This window comes from Collinsella aerofaciens, from assembly GCF_040926185.1.
GTDB lineage: Bacteria > Actinomycetota > Coriobacteriia > Coriobacteriales > Coriobacteriaceae > Collinsella > Collinsella aerofaciens_BC.
This window is the reverse complement of the sequence record NZ_JBCOIQ010000008.1, coordinates 1-17,128: the sequence shown is the minus strand read 5'-3', so window position 1 is coordinate 17,128 and position 17,128 is coordinate 1. Positions and strand designations below refer to the sequence as shown.

Below are 17,128 nucleotides of genomic sequence, written 5' to 3'. Positions count from 1 at the left end.
AAAGGCCCGGGCTACCACCCGGGCCTTTTCTCTTGCGTTATTCCGTTTTCCTTAACGCGCCGGCGAGACCACGAGCAGCGCGTCGTGCTCAAAGGGATGCTGGGCCACGCGCACGGTGCCGTCACCGTTGTCGCGGACGGGCAGCTTGGCGATGCGCTTGTCCTCCATGTCGAGGACCGTCGCCGTCCAGTCGCGCGCACCGTCGAGCTTAAACTTGAGCGCCGTGGTACGCGGCAGGTACGTGACGACGCGATCGCCAACGCGCGCCACACGAATGGCCTCGCGCGCGTCATCGAGCAGCTCCTGCGCCGGAACCACGGCAAGTGCGTCATCGCCAGCCGTAGCGCCCAGGCCGGCAAGCACATGCTCAATCGCGCCAAAGTCCCAAACGCCCGCAAACTGCAGGCACTCCTGCCAGCGGAACGGCATATCGAAGCCCTCGCCCAGCACCGAGCCCTGGCTCTTGCTGGTCTGCCAGTTCCAAACGCCGTGCGCGCCATAGGTCACACCCGCACTGGCGCCGGCGAGGATCGACGACCACACGCTCGCGCGGCAGTCCTGCGCGGTGAACCGCCAGTACACGTTGCGCGAGGCGCCCATCTGCTCGTAACAGGGCTCGGAGTTGACCATCGGCTTTTTGGGATAGTTGGCGATAAAGTCCTGCGGCAGGCGCCAGGCCTCGGGCTGGCCCTCGTAGTTGTGGCCGGGCTGGAACATGTAGAAGTCCAGGCGGTCCAGGTACTGCAACGGAATGGTGCGGTTGCCGCGGTTGATATGCATGGTGCGCAACGCTTCGGGCGCGCGCTTGACAACTTCGTCGAGGGCATCCTCGTAATAGGCGATCGCCTCGTCGCTGGTAAAGTCGGTATCGCCCGTCACCACATAGACGGGGTCGAACTCGCCCAGGTTCTCGACGACGCGGGCAACGTGGGCACGGACCTCCTCGCGCGGCATAACCTCGGCACCGCAACGCTCAGCAATCTTGGCGCCCCAGGTACCGGGCACGTAGTTGCACCACATAAGCACGAGTGCCGGACGAATGCCGTGCTCGACGGCAGCGCGGCACATGGCAGCAGCACGGTCCCAGTACGCCTGGTTGGGACGGGACCAATCAAAATGCACGCCGTCCTCGCTGGCATAGGGCCAAATGCCCAGATCGGGACAGCAGCGGTCCCACTGCGGCAGCGTGTTGATCTGCAGCACGTTCATGCCCTGCTCGGCGCGACGGGTCAGATAGTAGTCCCAATCGGCCTCGGTAATGCTCGTAAACGCGCTCCAGCACGTATCGGCAAACCAAAAGAACGGTTTGCCCTCGCACAAAAAGCCGTCCTGACGACCGTTAACGGTCAGCTTTCCCAAACTCATCTGCATGCCCTTTCGTTTGATAAAGGAGTTGCGAACCGGCAGATTCTTTCGCGGTAACCCCGCGCGAAAGCCCCTGGCGCTTAGCAAGCCCCGGCGAGTAGGCGCCGCGCGCCCCCAATCAGTCTACCTTGTAAGAAGGGCCCCGCCGGGCTTGCGCCTGACGGGGCCCTGTCGTGTAGGTAAGGTCGTATGCGTCCGAATGGTTTGGCCTTAGGCCTCCATCTCGGCGAGCTCCTCCTTGGAGAAGCCAGTGGCAAAGACGACGGCAGCGGCGATGACAAAGGAGATTGCCATACCGACGATAGCCCAGACGGTGTTCATCTGGCCACCCTGCAGGTAGTTGGTGAAGACCAGGAAGTTGGAGGCACCGCCGGCCAGGTAGTAGGTAACACCCATGAGGCCGGAGAACACAGCGCCGATAGCACCGCCGATAAACATACCGAGCATGGTGCGACGGAAGCGCATGAGGATACCGAAGAGTGCGGGCTCGGTGACGCCGCCGGCGATGGCGGAGATGACGTAACCCAGAGCAAGACCCTTCTCGTCGGGGTTCCTCATCTTGAGGAAGGCACCGAAGGCGCAGCCCCAGACAGCGGCCATAGCGCAGTTGGTGGAAACGAAGACGAAGGGATCGTAGCCGGCAGCGATGATCTGAACCTGAGCGAGCAGGATGACGGGCATGTGCATGCCGCAGACCACGAAGAGCTGCCAGAAGGCGCCGAGGATGGCCATGACGATCAGGATACCGATACCGCCAAGGTCAGCAAGACCAAAGAGGGCGTTGGCGATGAGGCTGCCGATCTCGTTGCCGATCGGGGCAAGGACGATGAAGGCGATGGGGATGGTGACGATCATGGTGCAGAACGGCGTGAAGACCGTGGACAGCACGTCGGGCATGACCTTCTTAAAGAACTTCTCGACAAAGTACAGGACCGGCACCGAGAGGATGATCGGCAGGACGGACTGCTGGTAGTTGGCAGCGGCGATCTGGATGCCGTAGACGGAGATGATTCCGCCACCCTCCTGAGTCGCGACACTCACGACGGACGGGGCCATGAGAGCACCGCCGAGGAGCATGCCCAGAACCGGAGAGGCGCCGAGCTTCTTAGCAGCGGCATAGCCCAGGTAAATGGGGATAAAGGTAAACGTGGCCTCGTACAGGGTGGTGTAGAGGAACGTGTAGGTCGGATCGGTATCGGAGAGAACGCCGAGCATAGTGGGACCGAGGACCGCGGCGATGGTGCGGAACAGACCGCCGGCCATGAGCAGCGGGATCAGCTGGGTCATGGAGCCCGACAGATAGTCGAGGATGATGTTGGGCAGGTTCTTGAGCTCGAACTTCTCCTTAGGAGCGTCGAGGTTCTCGTCGACCGCGGCACCCTGCTTGACGCCGGACATGGCGACGAACTCGGCGAGCACCTTGGGCACGTTCTGGCCGATGATGACCTGGAGCTGGCTGCCGGCGAACTGGCAACCCAGAACACCCTTGACCTTCTTGATCTTCTCCACGTCGGCCTTGCTGTTATCCTTGAGCGTCAGACGCAGGCGCGTCATGCAGTTGGTGGCGACGGCAACATTCTCCGCACCGCCCACGAGCTCGAGGACATCGGTGGCAATCTGCTTGTTATCTACTGCCATGGGACCCCTCCCCATATCATCGTGTGCCTACCCGTTTGGACGTAGGCACGCCTTTGACCCGGCGACTATAACCCCTTACGGCTGCCGAGCCCTTGGATACGCTGTCGTAAACAATCTGATTACTAAACGTTTACAGCACTTAGTTTACACGCAGCGTTGAATTTGTGGCAGTTTTGCCGTTTGCAGTCCGGTGAACGGTAGGAAATCGGGGGTGAACGTAATTGAACGCTAAGGCATTACATATAGTACCGTTTATTAATAAATAGCCGTCTACGTGGGATTTTATATAATCTGGCACCCAAATGCCTTGTTGACCCATCAACAAAAACCCTGCTAGATAGTGGTAAACGAGTGTTTAGTAGTTCATTGAGCGTTTGATGCGACCGTTTACCGAGTTCATCTGCTAATTCTCTAATTCTGCTTTACACTAAACATGTTTAGATTGTATTGCCGCACACGTTTAACTCTCGCGGCACAAGGGAGGCAGCTCATGGAACTCAAATCGTGCACCTACGCAACCGTCACCACCTTGGGTGACTTTGGCCCCTGGATCAGCAAGGTCGTTCTCGACCTGCCCTGCACCGTGCGCGCCAACGATCTCGATTCGAACACTTTCCATATATATGCAGAGCGTCACGAGCGCACGGGCGAGGTCCTGATGCGCAAGGAGCACGGCGCCGACCATGCCGCGCCCTCCGTGGGTTACATCGACGTTCTCGCCGCGTATCCATGTGACGAGAACGGCCGCAAGCTCGCCGTGGGCACCCATGTGGCACTCGAGGTCGCCGAGCAGCGCCTGACCAAAAAGATCGAAGGCGGCGTCATGGGCTCGCGCATGCTCGATGACCAGCTGCACATCACGCAGCTCGCGGCTCTTCCCGGCAACGACGGCGACGACCCCACCTGCGGCCTGGTCTTCGATACCTGTCGCGGCGACATCTGCCCCGCACTCAAGGGCTGGAGCAATGCCGTACAAAAGACCGCCATTGATGGCATCGCGCTCGAGTACGGCTTCTTTGAGCCCAGCTTTAAGGCAGAGGACTCGGCCTGCTTCAATCCCTTCGCGCCCGAGGCCACGGTCGTGCCCCAAAAGGCCCCGCTCGTGGTGTACCTACACGGCGCCGGCGAAGGCAAGGGCGCCGCACAGGGCGAAGGCGCCACGCGCGCCTATACCGGCAACCGCGTGACAGCCATTAGCCAGGCGCAAATCCAGCGCTACTTTGGCGGCTTTGCCTGGGTGCTCGTGCCGCAGTCTCCGACGTTTTGGATGGACAACGGCGTCGAGCAGCTCGGTCGCTCCAACCAGAGCATCTACTCCCCCGTACTCAAAGCGCTCATTGACGAGTTTGTCGCCGAGTATGCCGAGCGTATCGACACCGACCGCATCGTGATCGCTGGCCTTTCCAACGGCGGCTTTATGACCCTGCGCCTGTGCGCCGACTACCCCGATTTCTTCGCCGCGGGCCTTCCCTGCTGTGCCCCGTGGTACAACGCCACGGACGAGGACGTAGCCGCGCTCGCCAAGACGCCGCTGTGGTTTACGCACTCCAAGGGCGACGAGCTCGTGCCGCCGCAACAGACCGTGCTGCCGCTCACGGCGCGCCTGCGTGACGCCGGAGCCAACGTGCACCTCACCTACTTTAGCCATGTCGAGGACCTGACCGGGCGCTATCGCGAGGCCGACGGCTCGCCCAAGAAGACGTTCAACCACGGCGTGTGGATCCACCAATTCAACGACCTGTGTTATCAAGACTTCGACGGGGGTAACGTACTCATCGACGGCGAGCCGGTGGGCTGCTGGGAGTGGTCGGCCAGAGTTTCGAGGTAACCATCCCATCGGGGGCCCTGACCTTTAGTTTTGTAAACGTCCTCGCGCCTGAGCCCCGCTTATCCTGCTCCTTCGGAGCATCGGATAAGCGGGGCCCGCGCTGCGGAATGTTTACAAAACTAAAGGTCAGGGCCCCCTAAGTTAACGTTGTTCGAAACGCTGGCCGGGCGCTTCCGGCAGCACGCCGGGTCGGTGGCGGTGAGGGCGTGGGTCCCGTCTTGCCTTGCGCGTAACTGGCTAAATTGATTTTGATTGGAGCTGTTCCTATGTCCCAGAAGTTGACTCGGGTGATTGTTACTACCGATATGGAAGTCGACGATATGAACTCGCTCGTTCATTTGGCTCTGTATCTCAACTTACTTGATGTTCAGGCTGTGGTGTATACGGCTTCGCAGTATCACTTTCTTGGGGATGGGGTTCATACGCTGGGCGAGGTGAATTCGCATTGGCGGACCAAAGGGCGTCGCTCTTACGAGTGGGCTGTTGTGCCTCATGAGCCTGATCCGCTGGCCGGGGAGCTTTGTGAGTATCGTCCGTTTCCCGAACATTGGATCGAAAGCCTCTGGAGTAATGAATATGCCCAGGCTTGGCCGCAGTTGCAAGCGAATGCGGGCGCTGCCGGTGAGCCGCCGTTTCCCACGCCTGCCCAGATGATCGAGCGCACCTTTGTGGGAAATGTTGCCTTTGAGGGTGATGTGACTGAGGAAACTGAGGGGTCTCACGTAATTGCGCAGGCGATTTTGGATGATGACCCGCGTACGTTATGGCTGCTCAGCTGGGGTGGCATGAACACCATCGTTCGCGCCCTCATGAGCATTGCCGAGTGTTATCGCGCCACGCCCGAATGGCCTGCCGTGCAGCAGCGGGTCTATCAGAAGGTGCGCGTGATGGGCGTTGCCGATGGCGTGGGGCAGGACAACTCATGGCTCGACCATGGACGTGAGCTCTTTCCCGAGCTCATCTTTTGGTGTGTGCCCTATATGTATGGCGGCTATGTCGATGCCAAGATGGCTCAACCCGATACGCTGCCGCTGTTTAAGGCACCTTGGCCTGAGCAGAATCTCACGCAGGGTAACGGCCCCCTCATGGCACGCTACATGCTCTATGGCGATGGCAAGGTCTACGAAAACGAGCCCGAGCGCTTCCAGTTTGGCAAGCATGCCCATCTGGATTGGGGCCTAGAGGGCATGCCCGCGATGCAGTTTGAGCGCGGCGACTTTATGGCCGAAGGCGACAGCATGACCTACATTCCGCTACTGCCGTTTGGCCTGCGCGGTATCGATGACCGCAACTTCGATACACTGCTCGGCCGTATGTTTCTTGATGGGCATCCCGATTCGGACGCGCCCGCCGGTTTTGCCGCCATCGGCACGCCCATAGACGGCAACCCCAATCCCTACCTGCGCGCCTATCAGGAAGACTTTGCCGCCCGCGCGCAATGGTGTGCCCATGATCCGGCAGCTTGCTCGCATCCGGCACATGTTATCGAGGTCACGGCCGACCGCAGCGCTACAGCCGGCGAGCGCGTCGCCCTTGCAGCGACTGTCGTCGACCCCGACGGTAAGGGCTTTGATGCACATTGGGATGTCGCCGTGAACCCGTCGGGCTATGCAGGCGCGCAGGATCTTTCGCTATGGCAGGAATGCGCGGTGAGCACCGCTTTTATCGTGCCCGCCGACGCGCAGCCCGGCAACCGCTTCGTGCTCACCCTTACCGTGCAGACACGCGCCGAGCGCCCCTGCAGCCGCTACGCCCAGATTGCCGTAACCGTGGCATAGCAAGGACGGCGCCCACATTCGGCAACCGCCACATTCGGCATGGAGCGTCCCCAACTGCCACTCATTTAAGTGCGTCCCCAATGAGTGGCCGAAGAGTGCCTCCAACGACTAGTCAAAAATGGGCCATGTGTCCCAGTTGTGGAGACTCGTTGAGCCGTCTGGGTATCGTGAAAGATCGCGCACTCCCCCATCATCAAAAGTGACACACGCTACCTGTTGATGGGAGGCAGCCATGGGCTTCTTTGACAAGATGTTCGAAAAGAAAGAGTGCGCGATTTGCGGTACCGAGCTGGGACTTTTGGGAAAGACCAAGATCAGCGAAGGCTACCTGTGCAAAGAGTGTGCCGGCAAGCTCTCCCCCTACTTCCACGGCTATCGCTCCAGCACCGCGGACGATATCCGCGAGCAACTCGCCTACCGCGAGGCCAATGCCGAGCGCCTGGCGTCGTTCAACCCCACGCGCACACTCTCGGCCGGGCGCACCAACATCATGCTCGACGAAGACGCGGGCCTGCTGATCATCACTTCGCAGAGCCGCTGGCGCGACGCCAATCCCGACATCATCGAGTTCTCGCAGGTACTCGGCTGCGATATGGATATCGACGAGCACCGCACCGAGATCTATCGCGAGACAAAAGACGGCGAGCGCGAGAGCTACAATCCGCCGCGCTACGACCTGGATTACGACTTTAACCTGACCATCCACGTCAACACGCCGTACTTTACCGAGATCAACCTGCGCGTGAACGACTCCACCATCGATCAGCGCGGTTCCATCGAATACCGCGAGGCCAAGCGCCAGGCAACCGAGGTCCGCGACGCGCTGGTGCAGCTGCGTCAGGAAACGCGCGACAGCGTCGTGGCCGCTAAGGCCCCCAAGACCGCGGTCACCTGCCCCTTCTGCGGTGCAACCACCATTCCCGATGCCAGCGGGCGCTGCGAATACTGCGGCGGCGCCATCGGCGCATAGCCTCCGGCAGCGAAAGGACCGATCATGGCCTTTGAGAGCGTCAACTATCAGTGCCCCGCGTGTGGCGGCCCCCTTCACTTTGCCAGTGCCGAGCAAAAGCTCGTCTGCGACTACTGCGATTCGCGTTTTGAAGTCGAAGAAGTCGAGGCCCTCTATCGCGAGCGCCAGGACAAGGCAGATGCCAAAGCCGATGCCGCAGCCGCGGCCCCCAAGCCTGCTGTCGACGATGCCGTGCAGGAGCTGGCTCAAAACGCCGGCTACATCTGCTCGTCGTGCGGCGCCGAGCTCGTGTCCGACGGCACCGTCGCCGTCACCACCTGCCCGTACTGCGGCAACTCCGCCGTGGCACCCGGCCAGCTCTCGGGCGACTTCTCACCCGACCTGGTGATTCCGTTTAAGCTCGGGCGCGACGATGTCATGGCCGCGCTCAAAGACCACTACAAGGGTAAAATCCTGCTGCCCAAGAGCTTTGTCACCGGCAACCACATCGACGAGGTCCAAGGCGTTTACGTGCCGTTTTGGCTCTACGGCGCCCGCGTTGACGGCGAAGTGTACTTTGACGCGACCAACGAGACCGTGACCGAGGAATCCGACCGCACCGTCACGACCACCGACCACTACGACGCCTACCGTAAGGGCAATATCTCGTTTGAGCGCGTGCCCGTCGACGGATCGTCCAAGATGCCCGACGGCCACATGGACGCCATCGAGCCGTTTGACTACGACGCGCTGCGCCCGTTCTCGGTCGCCTATATGCCCGGCTACATCGCCAACCGCTATGACGAGGATTGCGAAACCTGCAAGACGCGCGCCGAGCGCCGCATGGAGGAGAGCACGATCTCAGCCCTGCGCGAGACCGTCGTCGACGAGTACGACGACGCCACGGTCGAAAGCAAGCAGCTCGACTACACCTGGGAAGACAGCGATTATGCCCTGTTCCCCGTCTGGATGCTCTCAACCTCATGGAATGGCAAGAGCTATCTGTTTGCCATGAACGGCCAGACCGGCCGCATGGTCGGCGAGCTCCCCTGCTCCAAGCCCAAGCTCATTATCGCCTCGCTGCTGTTCTTTGTGATCGGATTTATCCTCTCCCAGATTCTCTTTATGGGCGAATACGCCTTCGATCCGGATTACCTCAGCTTTGATATCGAGGGCATCCTCATTAACATCGTGGCGCCGCTAATCATCGTGATCATCGGAGACGTGTTGCTGGTAGGCCAGCTCAAGACAGCCAACGAGGCCACCCACGCCGATTGCTACTGTGGCGAGCTCGACCTGACCGAGAAGCACGACACCTTCAGCCACACCGAGACCACCGTTGTCATGAAGGACGACAAGGACGACTAAGTAACCCGATCAACACCACCCGGACTTTGACGAGAAAGGAAGATCACCATGGGACTCTTGAAAGCTGGATTGGGAGCTGCCGGCGGCGTCATGGCCGACCAGTGGAAGGAATTTATCTACTGCGAATCGATGCCCGCTGACGTCTTGGCCTGCAAGGGCGTTAAGCGCACCGGCGGCCGCAGCTCCAACACGCATGGCGAGGACAACGTCATCTCCAACGGCTCCGTCATCGCCGTCAACGACGGCCAGGGCATGCTCGTGGTGCAAAACGGCAAGATCATCGAAGTCGCGCTGGAGCCTGGCGAGTTTGTCTTTGACACCGGCAGCGAGCCGAGCGTCTTTAGCGGCAACCTGGGCGATTCCATCAAGGAGACCTTCGCCAATATCGGCAGCCGCTTCACCTTCGGCGGCGACGCGGGCAAGGACCAGCGCGTCTACTTCATTAACACCAAGGAGATTATCGGCAACAAGTACGGCACCGCCTCGCCCGTGCCCTTCCGCGTGGTCGACAACAATATTGGCCTGGACGTCGACATCTCCGTGCGCTGCAACGGCGAGTATTCGTACCGCATCACCAACCCGCTGCTGTTCTACACCAATGTATGCGGCAACGTGACCGATAGCTACACGCGCGACAAGATCGACAGCCAGCTTAAGTCCGAGCTGCTCACCGCCCTGCAGCCCGCCTTTGCCAAGATCTCGGAGATGGGCATCCGCTACAGCGCCATCCCCGGCCACACCACCGAGCTCGCCCGCGCGCTCAACGAGGTCCTCTCCGCCGACTGGCGTGACCTGCGCGGCGTCGAGATCGTGAGCTTTGGCGTCAACTCAATCGCCGCTTCGCAAGAAGACGAGCAGATGATCAAGGACCTGCAGAAGGCCGCGGTCATGCGCGATCCCACGATGGCGGCCGCCAATATCGCCAGCGCCCAGAGCGACGCGATGCGTGCGGCAGCAGCCAACCCCAACGGCGCGATGGCCGGCTTTATGGGCATGGGCATGGCAGGCGGCATGGGCGGCATGAACGCCAGCCAGCTGTTCGCTGCCGGCCAGGCGCAGCAGCAGGCCGCCCCGCAACCGGCTCCGGCCCCCGCCCCCGCACCGGCTCCCGCCGCCGCGCCTGCGGCCGGCACGTGGACCTGCAGCTGCGGCGCCACCAACACCGGCAAGTTCTGCCCCGAGTGCGGCAGCCCCGCGCCTGCCCCGGCACCGGCCAAGTGGTTCTGCCCCAACTGCGGTAGCGAAAACGGCGGCAAGTTCTGCAGCAACTGCGGAACGCCCAGGTCCTAGCCCCTCTATCTGGTAATTGGCGGGGGATCCGCCGCCCCCGCTCCTGCTTCTATGGGTTTCGTTCGATTAAGGAGGACACCATGAAGACAACGTTCAAAAAGTCCGTGCTCGCATTCCTGACATGCGTCCTGGCGCTCGCCTTTGCCCTGACGGGCTGCAGCGGCGGCGCCAAAGACCCCAAGGCCGACTTCGTCGGCAGCTGGGAGCTCTCGGGTGGAACCGTGGATGGCGAAGAGCTGACCGATGAGTACATGAAGATGCTCGAGGATTGGGGTATCCACTGCGTCCTGATTCTCGATGAGGACGGTACAGGCGCCCTCGACCTGTTCCTTGAGGTTGTCGACCTTAAATGGGAGGCAAAGGACGCCACTACCGTAACGATCACCGCCGAAGATGAGTCGCATGACATGAAGCTCAAGGACGGCAAACTCATCCTCGAAGAGGATGACGGCAACCTCGTCTTTACCAAGTCCGACAAGGATCTGTCCGGCACGGTGAAGAAGGATCGCGAGGCTGCCGAAAAGGAAGAGGAGATCGATGAGGCCGTCGAAGACGACGACGTCCAGCGCGTCGAAATCTCCCCCGCCGTCACCGTCGCCGATGACGATCTGTGCACCATCACCATCACCGAGAAGTTCAAGGACGACTGGGGCGACATCGGCTTTGTCGTCAACATCACCAACAAGAGCGACAAGGACCTGACCTTCTACGCTCCCAGCGGTAAGACCAACGTCAACGGCACCATGAAGGAACCTTGGTTCTCGGCTCACCTGATGCCCGGCACCAACGCCACCGAGGAATTCACGTTCTCGAACGGCACGCTCGATAGCCTCGACGACCTGGTCAACACGACCATCGGCATCGACGCCTACCTGACCGATTCCTACGAGGACGTCGCCTCCTACAGCGCAACCATCGCGTAACGGCAGACCACGACAGTCGCGGATTGGCGGACACATCCGCGCACACAAGACGGGGCCGCAGGAGTTGATCCTGCGGCCCCGTCACTTTGCGCCGATAGGTAACGAGCGCTAGCGCTCCATATTGGGGACGATGCTGCCTTCGGTCACCGCGTGCACGGCCAGGCGCATGATGTTGTCGTAGCCGGTCTTGTTGAGAATCTCCGAGATGCGGCGCTTGATCGTGCCCTCGCTCATAAACAACTCGGCCGCGATCTCGCGACGGCTCTTGCCTTCGCAGGCAAGGCGCAAAATCGATAGCTCAACGTCGTCGAGCGCCGCCGTGCCCGAAAAGATGCTTTCGGGCGGCTTGGGAAACGTGCAGTAACCTGCCAACGTGGAGCGCATCACGGCGAACAGCTCATCGATACCGACATTCTTGTACACAAAGCTGTCGACGCCTGCCTCGCGCGCCTGATCCACAAACGTAATCTCGGGCATGCCCGTCATGATAATGATGCGACACTCGGGCAGCTGCTCTTTGATGCGCGCCGCCGCCACGATGCCGTTGGAATCGTGCTCGGTGCACACGTCCATCAAAATCATGTCCGGACGCTCCTTGAGCGCGACGTCCAAGGCATCTGAGGCATCGGCGATGGCGGCAACAACGGTCATGTCGGGCTGGTCACCAACGGAACGTGCGAGGCTCTCGCGCAGGATGGCCTGGTCTTCGACGATAAGGATACGAATCATGAGCTTCTCCTTTGGACCGTTGCGTTGGAGTTCAGCGGAATGGATACCGCAAGCGTAAAGGGCGGGGCGGCATGAACCTCCAGGCTGCCGCCCAGATTTTGCGCGACATGCCTCATACCTGGAATACCCGTTCCCTCGCGATACGATACGGGGGCAGGCGCGCCGTCGTTTGACACCGTCATGTGCGCAATGGCACCGCCATCCGATACCTCCTGCCACAGGCGCACCTGGACCTGGTGGGCCTGCGCATGCTTGGTGGCATTGGTCGATGCCTCGCGGATAATCTGCAAAAAGGCGGCAGCGACGTGTGCATCGTCCGGAAGCGATCCATCTACATCGATCTGAACGCTCACCAGGCCAAAGGCATGAACGATATCGCCCAGTTGCTCCGCAGGCTCGCTAGCGCCGCCGCTACGCAGGTCGGCGGCAATCGAGCGCAGCAGCGGATCGATCTGCTCGAGCGACTCGTCATCCAGACGCCCCTCCTCCAAGTATCGATGGAGAATAGACAGGCGCTGCCCGATCACGTCGTGCACGCGGGCACGCATGCGCAGGTAGGCTGCATTGTCGGCAACCTTCTTGACCTCTTCGATCTGAGTCTGAAGTTCTTGACCCGCAAGCTCAAGCAGGTGGTTGGCCTGCGTCAGACGGTCGTGGGCATGCGCGTACTCCGTCACGTCCAAGCCGATAATGCGCTCAAAGGGGCGGCCCGAAACCATAACCTCATCGCACGCGAACAGACGAATCTCGGAGGGGGAAACCTCGACCACCGCACGCGCCTCCCCAAAGCGGTCCAAGTCGATTCGAACGCGGTTTTTGCTGCTCTCGGGCATCTGCGCACTGAGTTTTCGAAGACCGCCCCACGTATCGCTCATGTCGTGCAGGTCGGTGGGCATGTGAAGCTCCACGAGATTCCTGCGCATGCAGCGGTTCATGAGCAACGGGCGGCCCTTCGAATCCAGATACAGAATGCCGACGGGGATCACGTTAATGGTCTCGATCGTCGAAAACGCCGTGATGTCCTCCTGGCGGTTGCGCACGTCCATCAAAAGCGCCGCGACGGAGCGGAACAGGAAGAACGCGGCCTCTGCGACAAGAACCGCCGTCCATGCCGGACCCATGGCATGGACGGCAGGCGGCGTCACGGCGGCAACGAGCAGCAGCTCGACCAACATGACGGGGCGACGATAGTGCACCATAAGCACCACGCCATAGATAACAATTGCAGCGTTGATCCACAGCAGCGCACCCGCCGCCTTGGCGACGACGTAGAGCGGCGCCACCAGATATGAGCCGCTCGATGCGAACAAGATAAGCGCCGAGATAATCAGGTGAAGCACCAGGCTCGCCTCGTAAGCACAGATCACCTTGCGGTTATAGGGTGAGCGGCGCGACGCGATGAGCGGAACGTGAATCATCTGCAAGCACGCAGTCAGGGCAAAGACGACGTCGAGCGCGACAATCTGGGGAAGAATGAGCGGTATCTGCATAGTCACTCACCTGCCCGCGGCATCAAGACGATCATGCGCAGCTGGCCAGGCTCGCCCTCGAGACGATACGCCACGTTGCGACCCTGCAACTCGCGCTCGAGTTCATGCGCGGCAGGCGTCTGTGACAGGTCTTCCTCGTCGTCGGAGAAGAGCGTGGCACGCAGCTCAACACTGCACGGATCGTGATCGCTCAAGTGGTACATGAGCGCCGGATGATCGGTGGTGTAGGAGAAAAACGCAAAGTCGTACACGCAGTCATACAGCGCGCTTACCGTGCTGGCATGCATCGGACGTCGTATGGCGATAATCGAGGCGCAATCAACATCGATGGTGCGCAGGTCACTTGCCAGCTCGTTAGCGATTAGCTGGATGCGGTCGCGATCAAAGCCACTCTCCCCGTGCTGTGCCAAAGTAAGCGACCCCTTGCGCTTGCAATAGGCGACAAGCATTTTGGCGCATTGCAGCATGCGAAAGCGCTCGCGCGAAGACGCCTCGTCGGCCAGCGGCGGCAACGAGCTCAGCACGCCATACATCTCATCAAGTGCACGGGCAAGCGCCTGGTCGACATCTTTAACCAGCAAGGCCTCGGCCTCCTGGTCGGCAAGATGCGTCTTAAGATCGTAGTCGGCCGTAAGTAGCTCGTTTTGGCGCTGCAATTCCATGCGCCGGTACGCCAGCTCGCGATTGAGCTCGTTGAGCTCCGATACGTCTTGGGCGAGCAATGCCGATCCGCCTAGCAGTGGGAAGGCGCGGTACATCACATCGGGATCGGACGCCACGGTAAAGGCGTGGGCATGCCCGTGCTCCTGAGCGCGCAGCTCTTCGCGCACACCCGCCGGAATCGGCTTTGATACCGGCGTGGCATAGACTTCCTGCAGGTCGCGCGTTATAACTTTAAGATCGAGCGGCAGGGTGTCGAAAATGTTGGCAATGCCGTGGTACGACGGAATGACGCCGCAATCGAGGCAAATCTCGAGCGTCACCACGCACAGCACGCAATAGACGAGCGAAAAGTTGAGCTTCCATGCCCAAGGCACGCGCAGGGCGTACGAAATGGCAAAGAACGCGCCGCCCAGCAGCACGAGTGCCGCCGTGCCCGAAAAACGTTGGATACGGAAGGACGATGACCGACCCACCAAAATGAAAAAGGCGACAAAGTTAAAGGCCGTCCATATCAGAACGGCAAAATAGCCCCAGCCGTACGTGTAATCGTTACTCCAGGTTTCACTCGAGCGATCGAAATGAAAGACCTGTTGGTGAAAATCGTTGGTAAGCACAAACCCAATGAGCAGGATGGCCGCGATCCACAGGGCTGTGCGGTAGCGGCGACCCGCACGATGTTGCTCCAACCCTGCAAGGCGCAGGCCGCACAGCTGGTAGAGGAGCGGAATGAGCGTCATGGGCACTTAGTACAGGTACCACAGCACGGTGGCATAGAACGGCGTGAACGACTTGTATTTGAGGATGACCTCAATCATCCAGAGGGCACAGATGGTGGCGACGGCAACAAGGCGGCGGCGCAACACATAGTCCAAACAGCGTAGATAGACCGATACACCCCAGATCGAAAATATAATTGCGGCGACAAGCAACGGGAGAGAGCTCGAGTGGACGAGCGCATCCACGACCTCTTCGGACACCTCGCTATAGGCGGGCACGGCGTTGGAAAGCTTGGGGTCGGAGGCAAACAGCGCCGGCAAGACTGCCAAAAGCATGAGGAACAGCGCGGTGATGGCGCCGGCGATAGCAAAGACGCGGTGACGGTACACCTGATGTGTTATGCCAACAAGGAATCGCGGCATGGCGAAGAGCCTGCCGCCCCTGGGATCCGCTACCGGCGCGGATCGGGCGGCCGCATGGCCGATATGTCGCTCGCGGGTACCCATAGTGCTTTTAGTGTACCGACAGGCGGGCTCAAAAAACGGGCCGCATGTCCCAAAATCCGCGGACGGCAAAGCGCCCGGCAAGCACAAACTACTCGCCGGGCGCTTTGGTTAGGAGACTATGAGGTTGGGGGCTCGGTGCCCTTAGGACAGGTCCTCGCCATTCGAAGCAATAACTTTCTTGTACCAGTCGAAGCTCTTCTTCTTGGAGCGCTTGAGGGTACCGTTGCCGGCATCGTCGCGGTCGACGTAGATGAAGCCGTAGCGCTTGGACATCTCGCCCGTGCCGGCCGAGACCAGGTCGATCGGGCCCCAGGTGGTGTAGCCCAGCAGGTCGACACCGTCCTCAGTCACCGCGTCGCGCATCGCAGCGATGTGCTGGCGCAGGTAGTCGATACGGTAGTCGTCGTTGATGGAGCCGTCCTCCTCGACAACGTCCTTGGCGCCCAGACCGTTTTCAACCACGAACAGCGGCTTCTGATAGCGGTCGTACAGGTCGTTGAGGGTGATGCGGAAGCCCAGCGGATCGATGGCCCAGCCCCACTGGCTCTGCTGCAGGTAGGGGTTCTTGGCGCCGGCGAAGGCGTTGCCCTGGGTTTTCTCGACATCGGGATTGTCGGCGCCCGCGGAGCAGCGGGTGCTGTAGTAGCTAAAGCTGATGAAGTCGACGGTGTTGGCGGCCAGAATCTCGCGGTCCTCGTCGGTCATGCCCACGTCGATGCCCAGACGCTCAAGCTTCTTGACGGCATAGGCCGGGTAATAGCCACGGCTCTGGACGTCGACGAAGAAGTAGTTGTCCTGGTTGTCGAGCTGAGCCTGGCGCACGTCGCCCGGACGGCAGCTGTAGGGATAGTAGCTACCGGCGGCGAGCATGCAGCCGATCTTGACCTCGGGGTCGATCTCGTGGGCGATCTTGGTGGCCCAAGCGCTGGCGACGAGCTCGTTGTGGGCGGCCAGGTACTCGACGGCCTCCTTGTTCTCGCCCTCCTCAAAGACCAGGCCGGCACCCATAAACGGCAGGTGCAGAATCATATTGATCTCGTTAAAGGTGAGCCAGTACTTCACCAGGCCCTTGTAGCGAGTGAAGATCGTGGTCGCGAGGTTCTTGTAGAAGTCGATGAGCTTGCGGTTGCGCCAGCCGCCGTATTCCTTGATGAGGTGGATTGGGCAGTCGAAGTGCGTGATGGTCACGAGCGGCTCGATGCCGTGCTTCTGGCACTCGCGGAACACGTCCTCGTAGAAGGCCAGGCCGGCCTCGTTGGGCTCGGTCTCATCACCGTTGGGGAAGATACGGGTCCATGCCAGGCTCATGCGGAAGGTCTTAAAGCCCATCTCGGCAAAGAGGGCGATGTCCTCCTTGTAGTGATGGTAAAAATCGATGCCGGTCTGCGCGGGATAGTAGTAGCCGTCCTCGAAGTCGAGCATCTTGCGCTGGCCGGAGACCACCGCGAAGCGCTCGGAGCCGTGCGGGGCCACGTCCACGTTGGCCAGGCCGCGGCCGTCCACGTTGTAGGCGCCCTCGCACTGGTTGGCAGCCGTCGCGCCGCCCCACAGGAAGTCATTACGGAAAGCCATGCATCGATCCTTTCATACGCTGTTTGTCATAGGCTCAGTATCTCTATAAACGGCACGTCGCTCAACGGCAACGGCGCAGGTCGACACTTCTTTTCGCTCCCGCATATCGGCAGACGGTGCGCTCCTGACACTTTTTGATACCTCGCGTGCACGAAAAAGCACCCGCCCACACGCCGCGAACGTCAAGTGAGTAGACTTTTTGGCAAAACTCAACCAGACCCGCCTTTGACGCCATCAAAACCGACGCTCCTATAAGTTGTCAATAGGCAGTTTGCGGGAGCGCTCCCTTCAATTCGCACAGGAGCTCGTAAT

Annotated in this window: 13 protein-coding genes; 6 read left to right on the top strand and 7 right to left on the bottom strand. The window is 60.5% G+C overall.

Annotated features, from left to right (window positions below; translation table 11 throughout):
• Positions 1-51: 51 nt before the first annotated feature.
• Positions 52-1,365, bottom strand: coding sequence for a glycoside hydrolase family 140 protein (locus AB5750_RS05045; protein WP_368145616.1), 1,314 nt, complete (start codon positions 1,363-1,365; stop codon positions 52-54).
• A 210-nt stretch (positions 1,366-1,575) separates the two neighbouring features.
• The gene (locus AB5750_RS05040) at positions 1,576-3,003 is read right to left on the bottom strand and encodes a PTS transporter subunit EIIC (RefSeq protein WP_329738869.1); all 1,428 of its coding nucleotides are present in this window, start codon (positions 3,001-3,003) and stop codon (positions 1,576-1,578) included.
• A 490-nt stretch (positions 3,004-3,493) separates the two neighbouring features.
• Here AB5750_RS05040 and AB5750_RS05035 point away from each other — a divergent pair, with 490 nt between their 5' ends.
• From AB5750_RS05035 to AB5750_RS05010, 6 genes are all read left to right on the top strand, one after another.
• A complete protein-coding gene (locus tag AB5750_RS05035) occupies positions 3,494-4,831 on the top strand; it encodes a prolyl oligopeptidase family serine peptidase (protein WP_368145615.1) in 1,338 nt (445 codons plus the stop codon).
• A gap of 266 nt (positions 4,832-5,097) precedes the next feature.
• Positions 5,098-6,609, top strand: a complete 1,512-nt coding sequence (locus tag AB5750_RS05030; protein ID WP_368145614.1) for a nucleoside hydrolase-like domain-containing protein — start codon at positions 5,098-5,100, stop codon at positions 6,607-6,609.
• Between the two features lie 232 nt (positions 6,610-6,841).
• The gene (locus AB5750_RS05025; protein WP_138340566.1) at positions 6,842-7,579 is read left to right on the top strand and encodes a DUF4428 domain-containing protein; all 738 of its coding nucleotides are present in this window, start codon (positions 6,842-6,844) and stop codon (positions 7,577-7,579) included.
• A gap of 24 nt (positions 7,580-7,603) precedes the next feature.
• Positions 7,604-8,926, top strand: a complete 1,323-nt coding sequence (locus tag AB5750_RS05020; RefSeq protein WP_368145613.1) for a hypothetical protein — start codon at positions 7,604-7,606, stop codon at positions 8,924-8,926.
• Positions 8,927-8,974: 48 nt separating this feature from the next.
• The gene (locus AB5750_RS05015; protein ID WP_368145612.1) at positions 8,975-10,216 is read left to right on the top strand and encodes an SPFH domain-containing protein; all 1,242 of its coding nucleotides are present in this window, start codon (positions 8,975-8,977) and stop codon (positions 10,214-10,216) included.
• A gap of 80 nt (positions 10,217-10,296) precedes the next feature.
• Positions 10,297-11,139 carry a hypothetical protein gene (locus AB5750_RS05010; RefSeq protein WP_368145611.1) on the top strand — a complete coding sequence of 281 codons (843 nt, stop codon included), beginning with the start codon at positions 10,297-10,299 and terminating at the stop codon, positions 11,137-11,139.
• Positions 11,140-11,247: 108 nt separating this feature from the next.
• Here the strand turns inward: AB5750_RS05010 and AB5750_RS05005 are convergent, their stop codons facing one another.
• The 5 genes from AB5750_RS05005 to AB5750_RS04985 form a co-directional block, all read right to left on the bottom strand.
• Positions 11,248-11,868 (bottom strand): response regulator transcription factor, encoded by a 621-nt coding sequence (locus AB5750_RS05005; RefSeq protein ID WP_368145610.1) that lies wholly within the window; start codon positions 11,866-11,868, stop codon positions 11,248-11,250.
• Positions 11,865-13,358 (bottom strand): sensor histidine kinase, encoded by a 1,494-nt coding sequence (locus AB5750_RS05000; protein ID WP_368145609.1) that lies wholly within the window; start codon positions 13,356-13,358, stop codon positions 11,865-11,867. The genes AB5750_RS05005 and AB5750_RS05000 overlap by 4 nt, the downstream gene beginning before the upstream one ends.
• Positions 13,359-13,360: 2 nt before the next feature.
• Complete coding sequence (locus AB5750_RS04995; protein WP_368145608.1) at positions 13,361-14,758, bottom strand: histidine kinase N-terminal 7TM domain-containing protein; 1,398 nt, start codon at positions 14,756-14,758, stop codon at positions 13,361-13,363.
• A gap of 6 nt (positions 14,759-14,764) precedes the next feature.
• A complete protein-coding gene (locus tag AB5750_RS04990; protein WP_368145607.1) occupies positions 14,765-15,160 on the bottom strand; it encodes a hypothetical protein in 396 nt (131 codons plus the stop codon).
• 225 nt (positions 15,161-15,385) lie between these two features.
• Positions 15,386-16,816 carry a 6-phospho-beta-glucosidase gene (locus AB5750_RS04985; protein ID WP_368145606.1) on the bottom strand — a complete coding sequence of 477 codons (1,431 nt, stop codon included), beginning with the start codon at positions 16,814-16,816 and terminating at the stop codon, positions 15,386-15,388.
• Between the last annotated feature and the right edge of the window lie 312 nt (positions 16,817-17,128).

Coding starts and splice junctions, on each gene's coding strand:
- AB5750_RS05025 (WP_138340566.1), top strand. CDS start 6,842: ATGGGCTTCTTTGACAAGATGTTCGAAAAGAAAGAGTGCGCGATTTGC.
- AB5750_RS04990 (WP_368145607.1), bottom strand. CDS start 15,160: ATGCCGCGATTCCTTGTTGGCATAACACATCAGGTGTACCGTCACCGC.
- AB5750_RS05045 (WP_368145616.1), bottom strand. CDS start 1,365: ATGAGTTTGGGAAAGCTGACCGTTAACGGTCGTCAGGACGGCTTTTTG.
- AB5750_RS04995 (WP_368145608.1), bottom strand. CDS start 14,758: ATGACGCTCATTCCGCTCCTCTACCAGCTGTGCGGCCTGCGCCTTGCA.
- AB5750_RS05005 (WP_368145610.1), bottom strand. CDS start 11,868: ATGATTCGTATCCTTATCGTCGAAGACCAGGCCATCCTGCGCGAGAGC.
- AB5750_RS05000 (WP_368145609.1), bottom strand. CDS start 13,358: ATGCAGATACCGCTCATTCTTCCCCAGATTGTCGCGCTCGACGTCGTC.
- AB5750_RS04985 (WP_368145606.1), bottom strand. CDS start 16,816: ATGGCTTTCCGTAATGACTTCCTGTGGGGCGGCGCGACGGCTGCCAAC.
- AB5750_RS05010 (WP_368145611.1), top strand. CDS start 10,297: ATGAAGACAACGTTCAAAAAGTCCGTGCTCGCATTCCTGACATGCGTC.
- AB5750_RS05040 (WP_329738869.1), bottom strand. CDS start 3,003: ATGGCAGTAGATAACAAGCAGATTGCCACCGATGTCCTCGAGCTCGTG.
- AB5750_RS05015 (WP_368145612.1), top strand. CDS start 8,975: ATGGGACTCTTGAAAGCTGGATTGGGAGCTGCCGGCGGCGTCATGGCC.
- AB5750_RS05035 (WP_368145615.1), top strand. CDS start 3,494: ATGGAACTCAAATCGTGCACCTACGCAACCGTCACCACCTTGGGTGAC.
- AB5750_RS05030 (WP_368145614.1), top strand. CDS start 5,098: ATGTCCCAGAAGTTGACTCGGGTGATTGTTACTACCGATATGGAAGTC.
- AB5750_RS05020 (WP_368145613.1), top strand. CDS start 7,604: ATGGCCTTTGAGAGCGTCAACTATCAGTGCCCCGCGTGTGGCGGCCCC.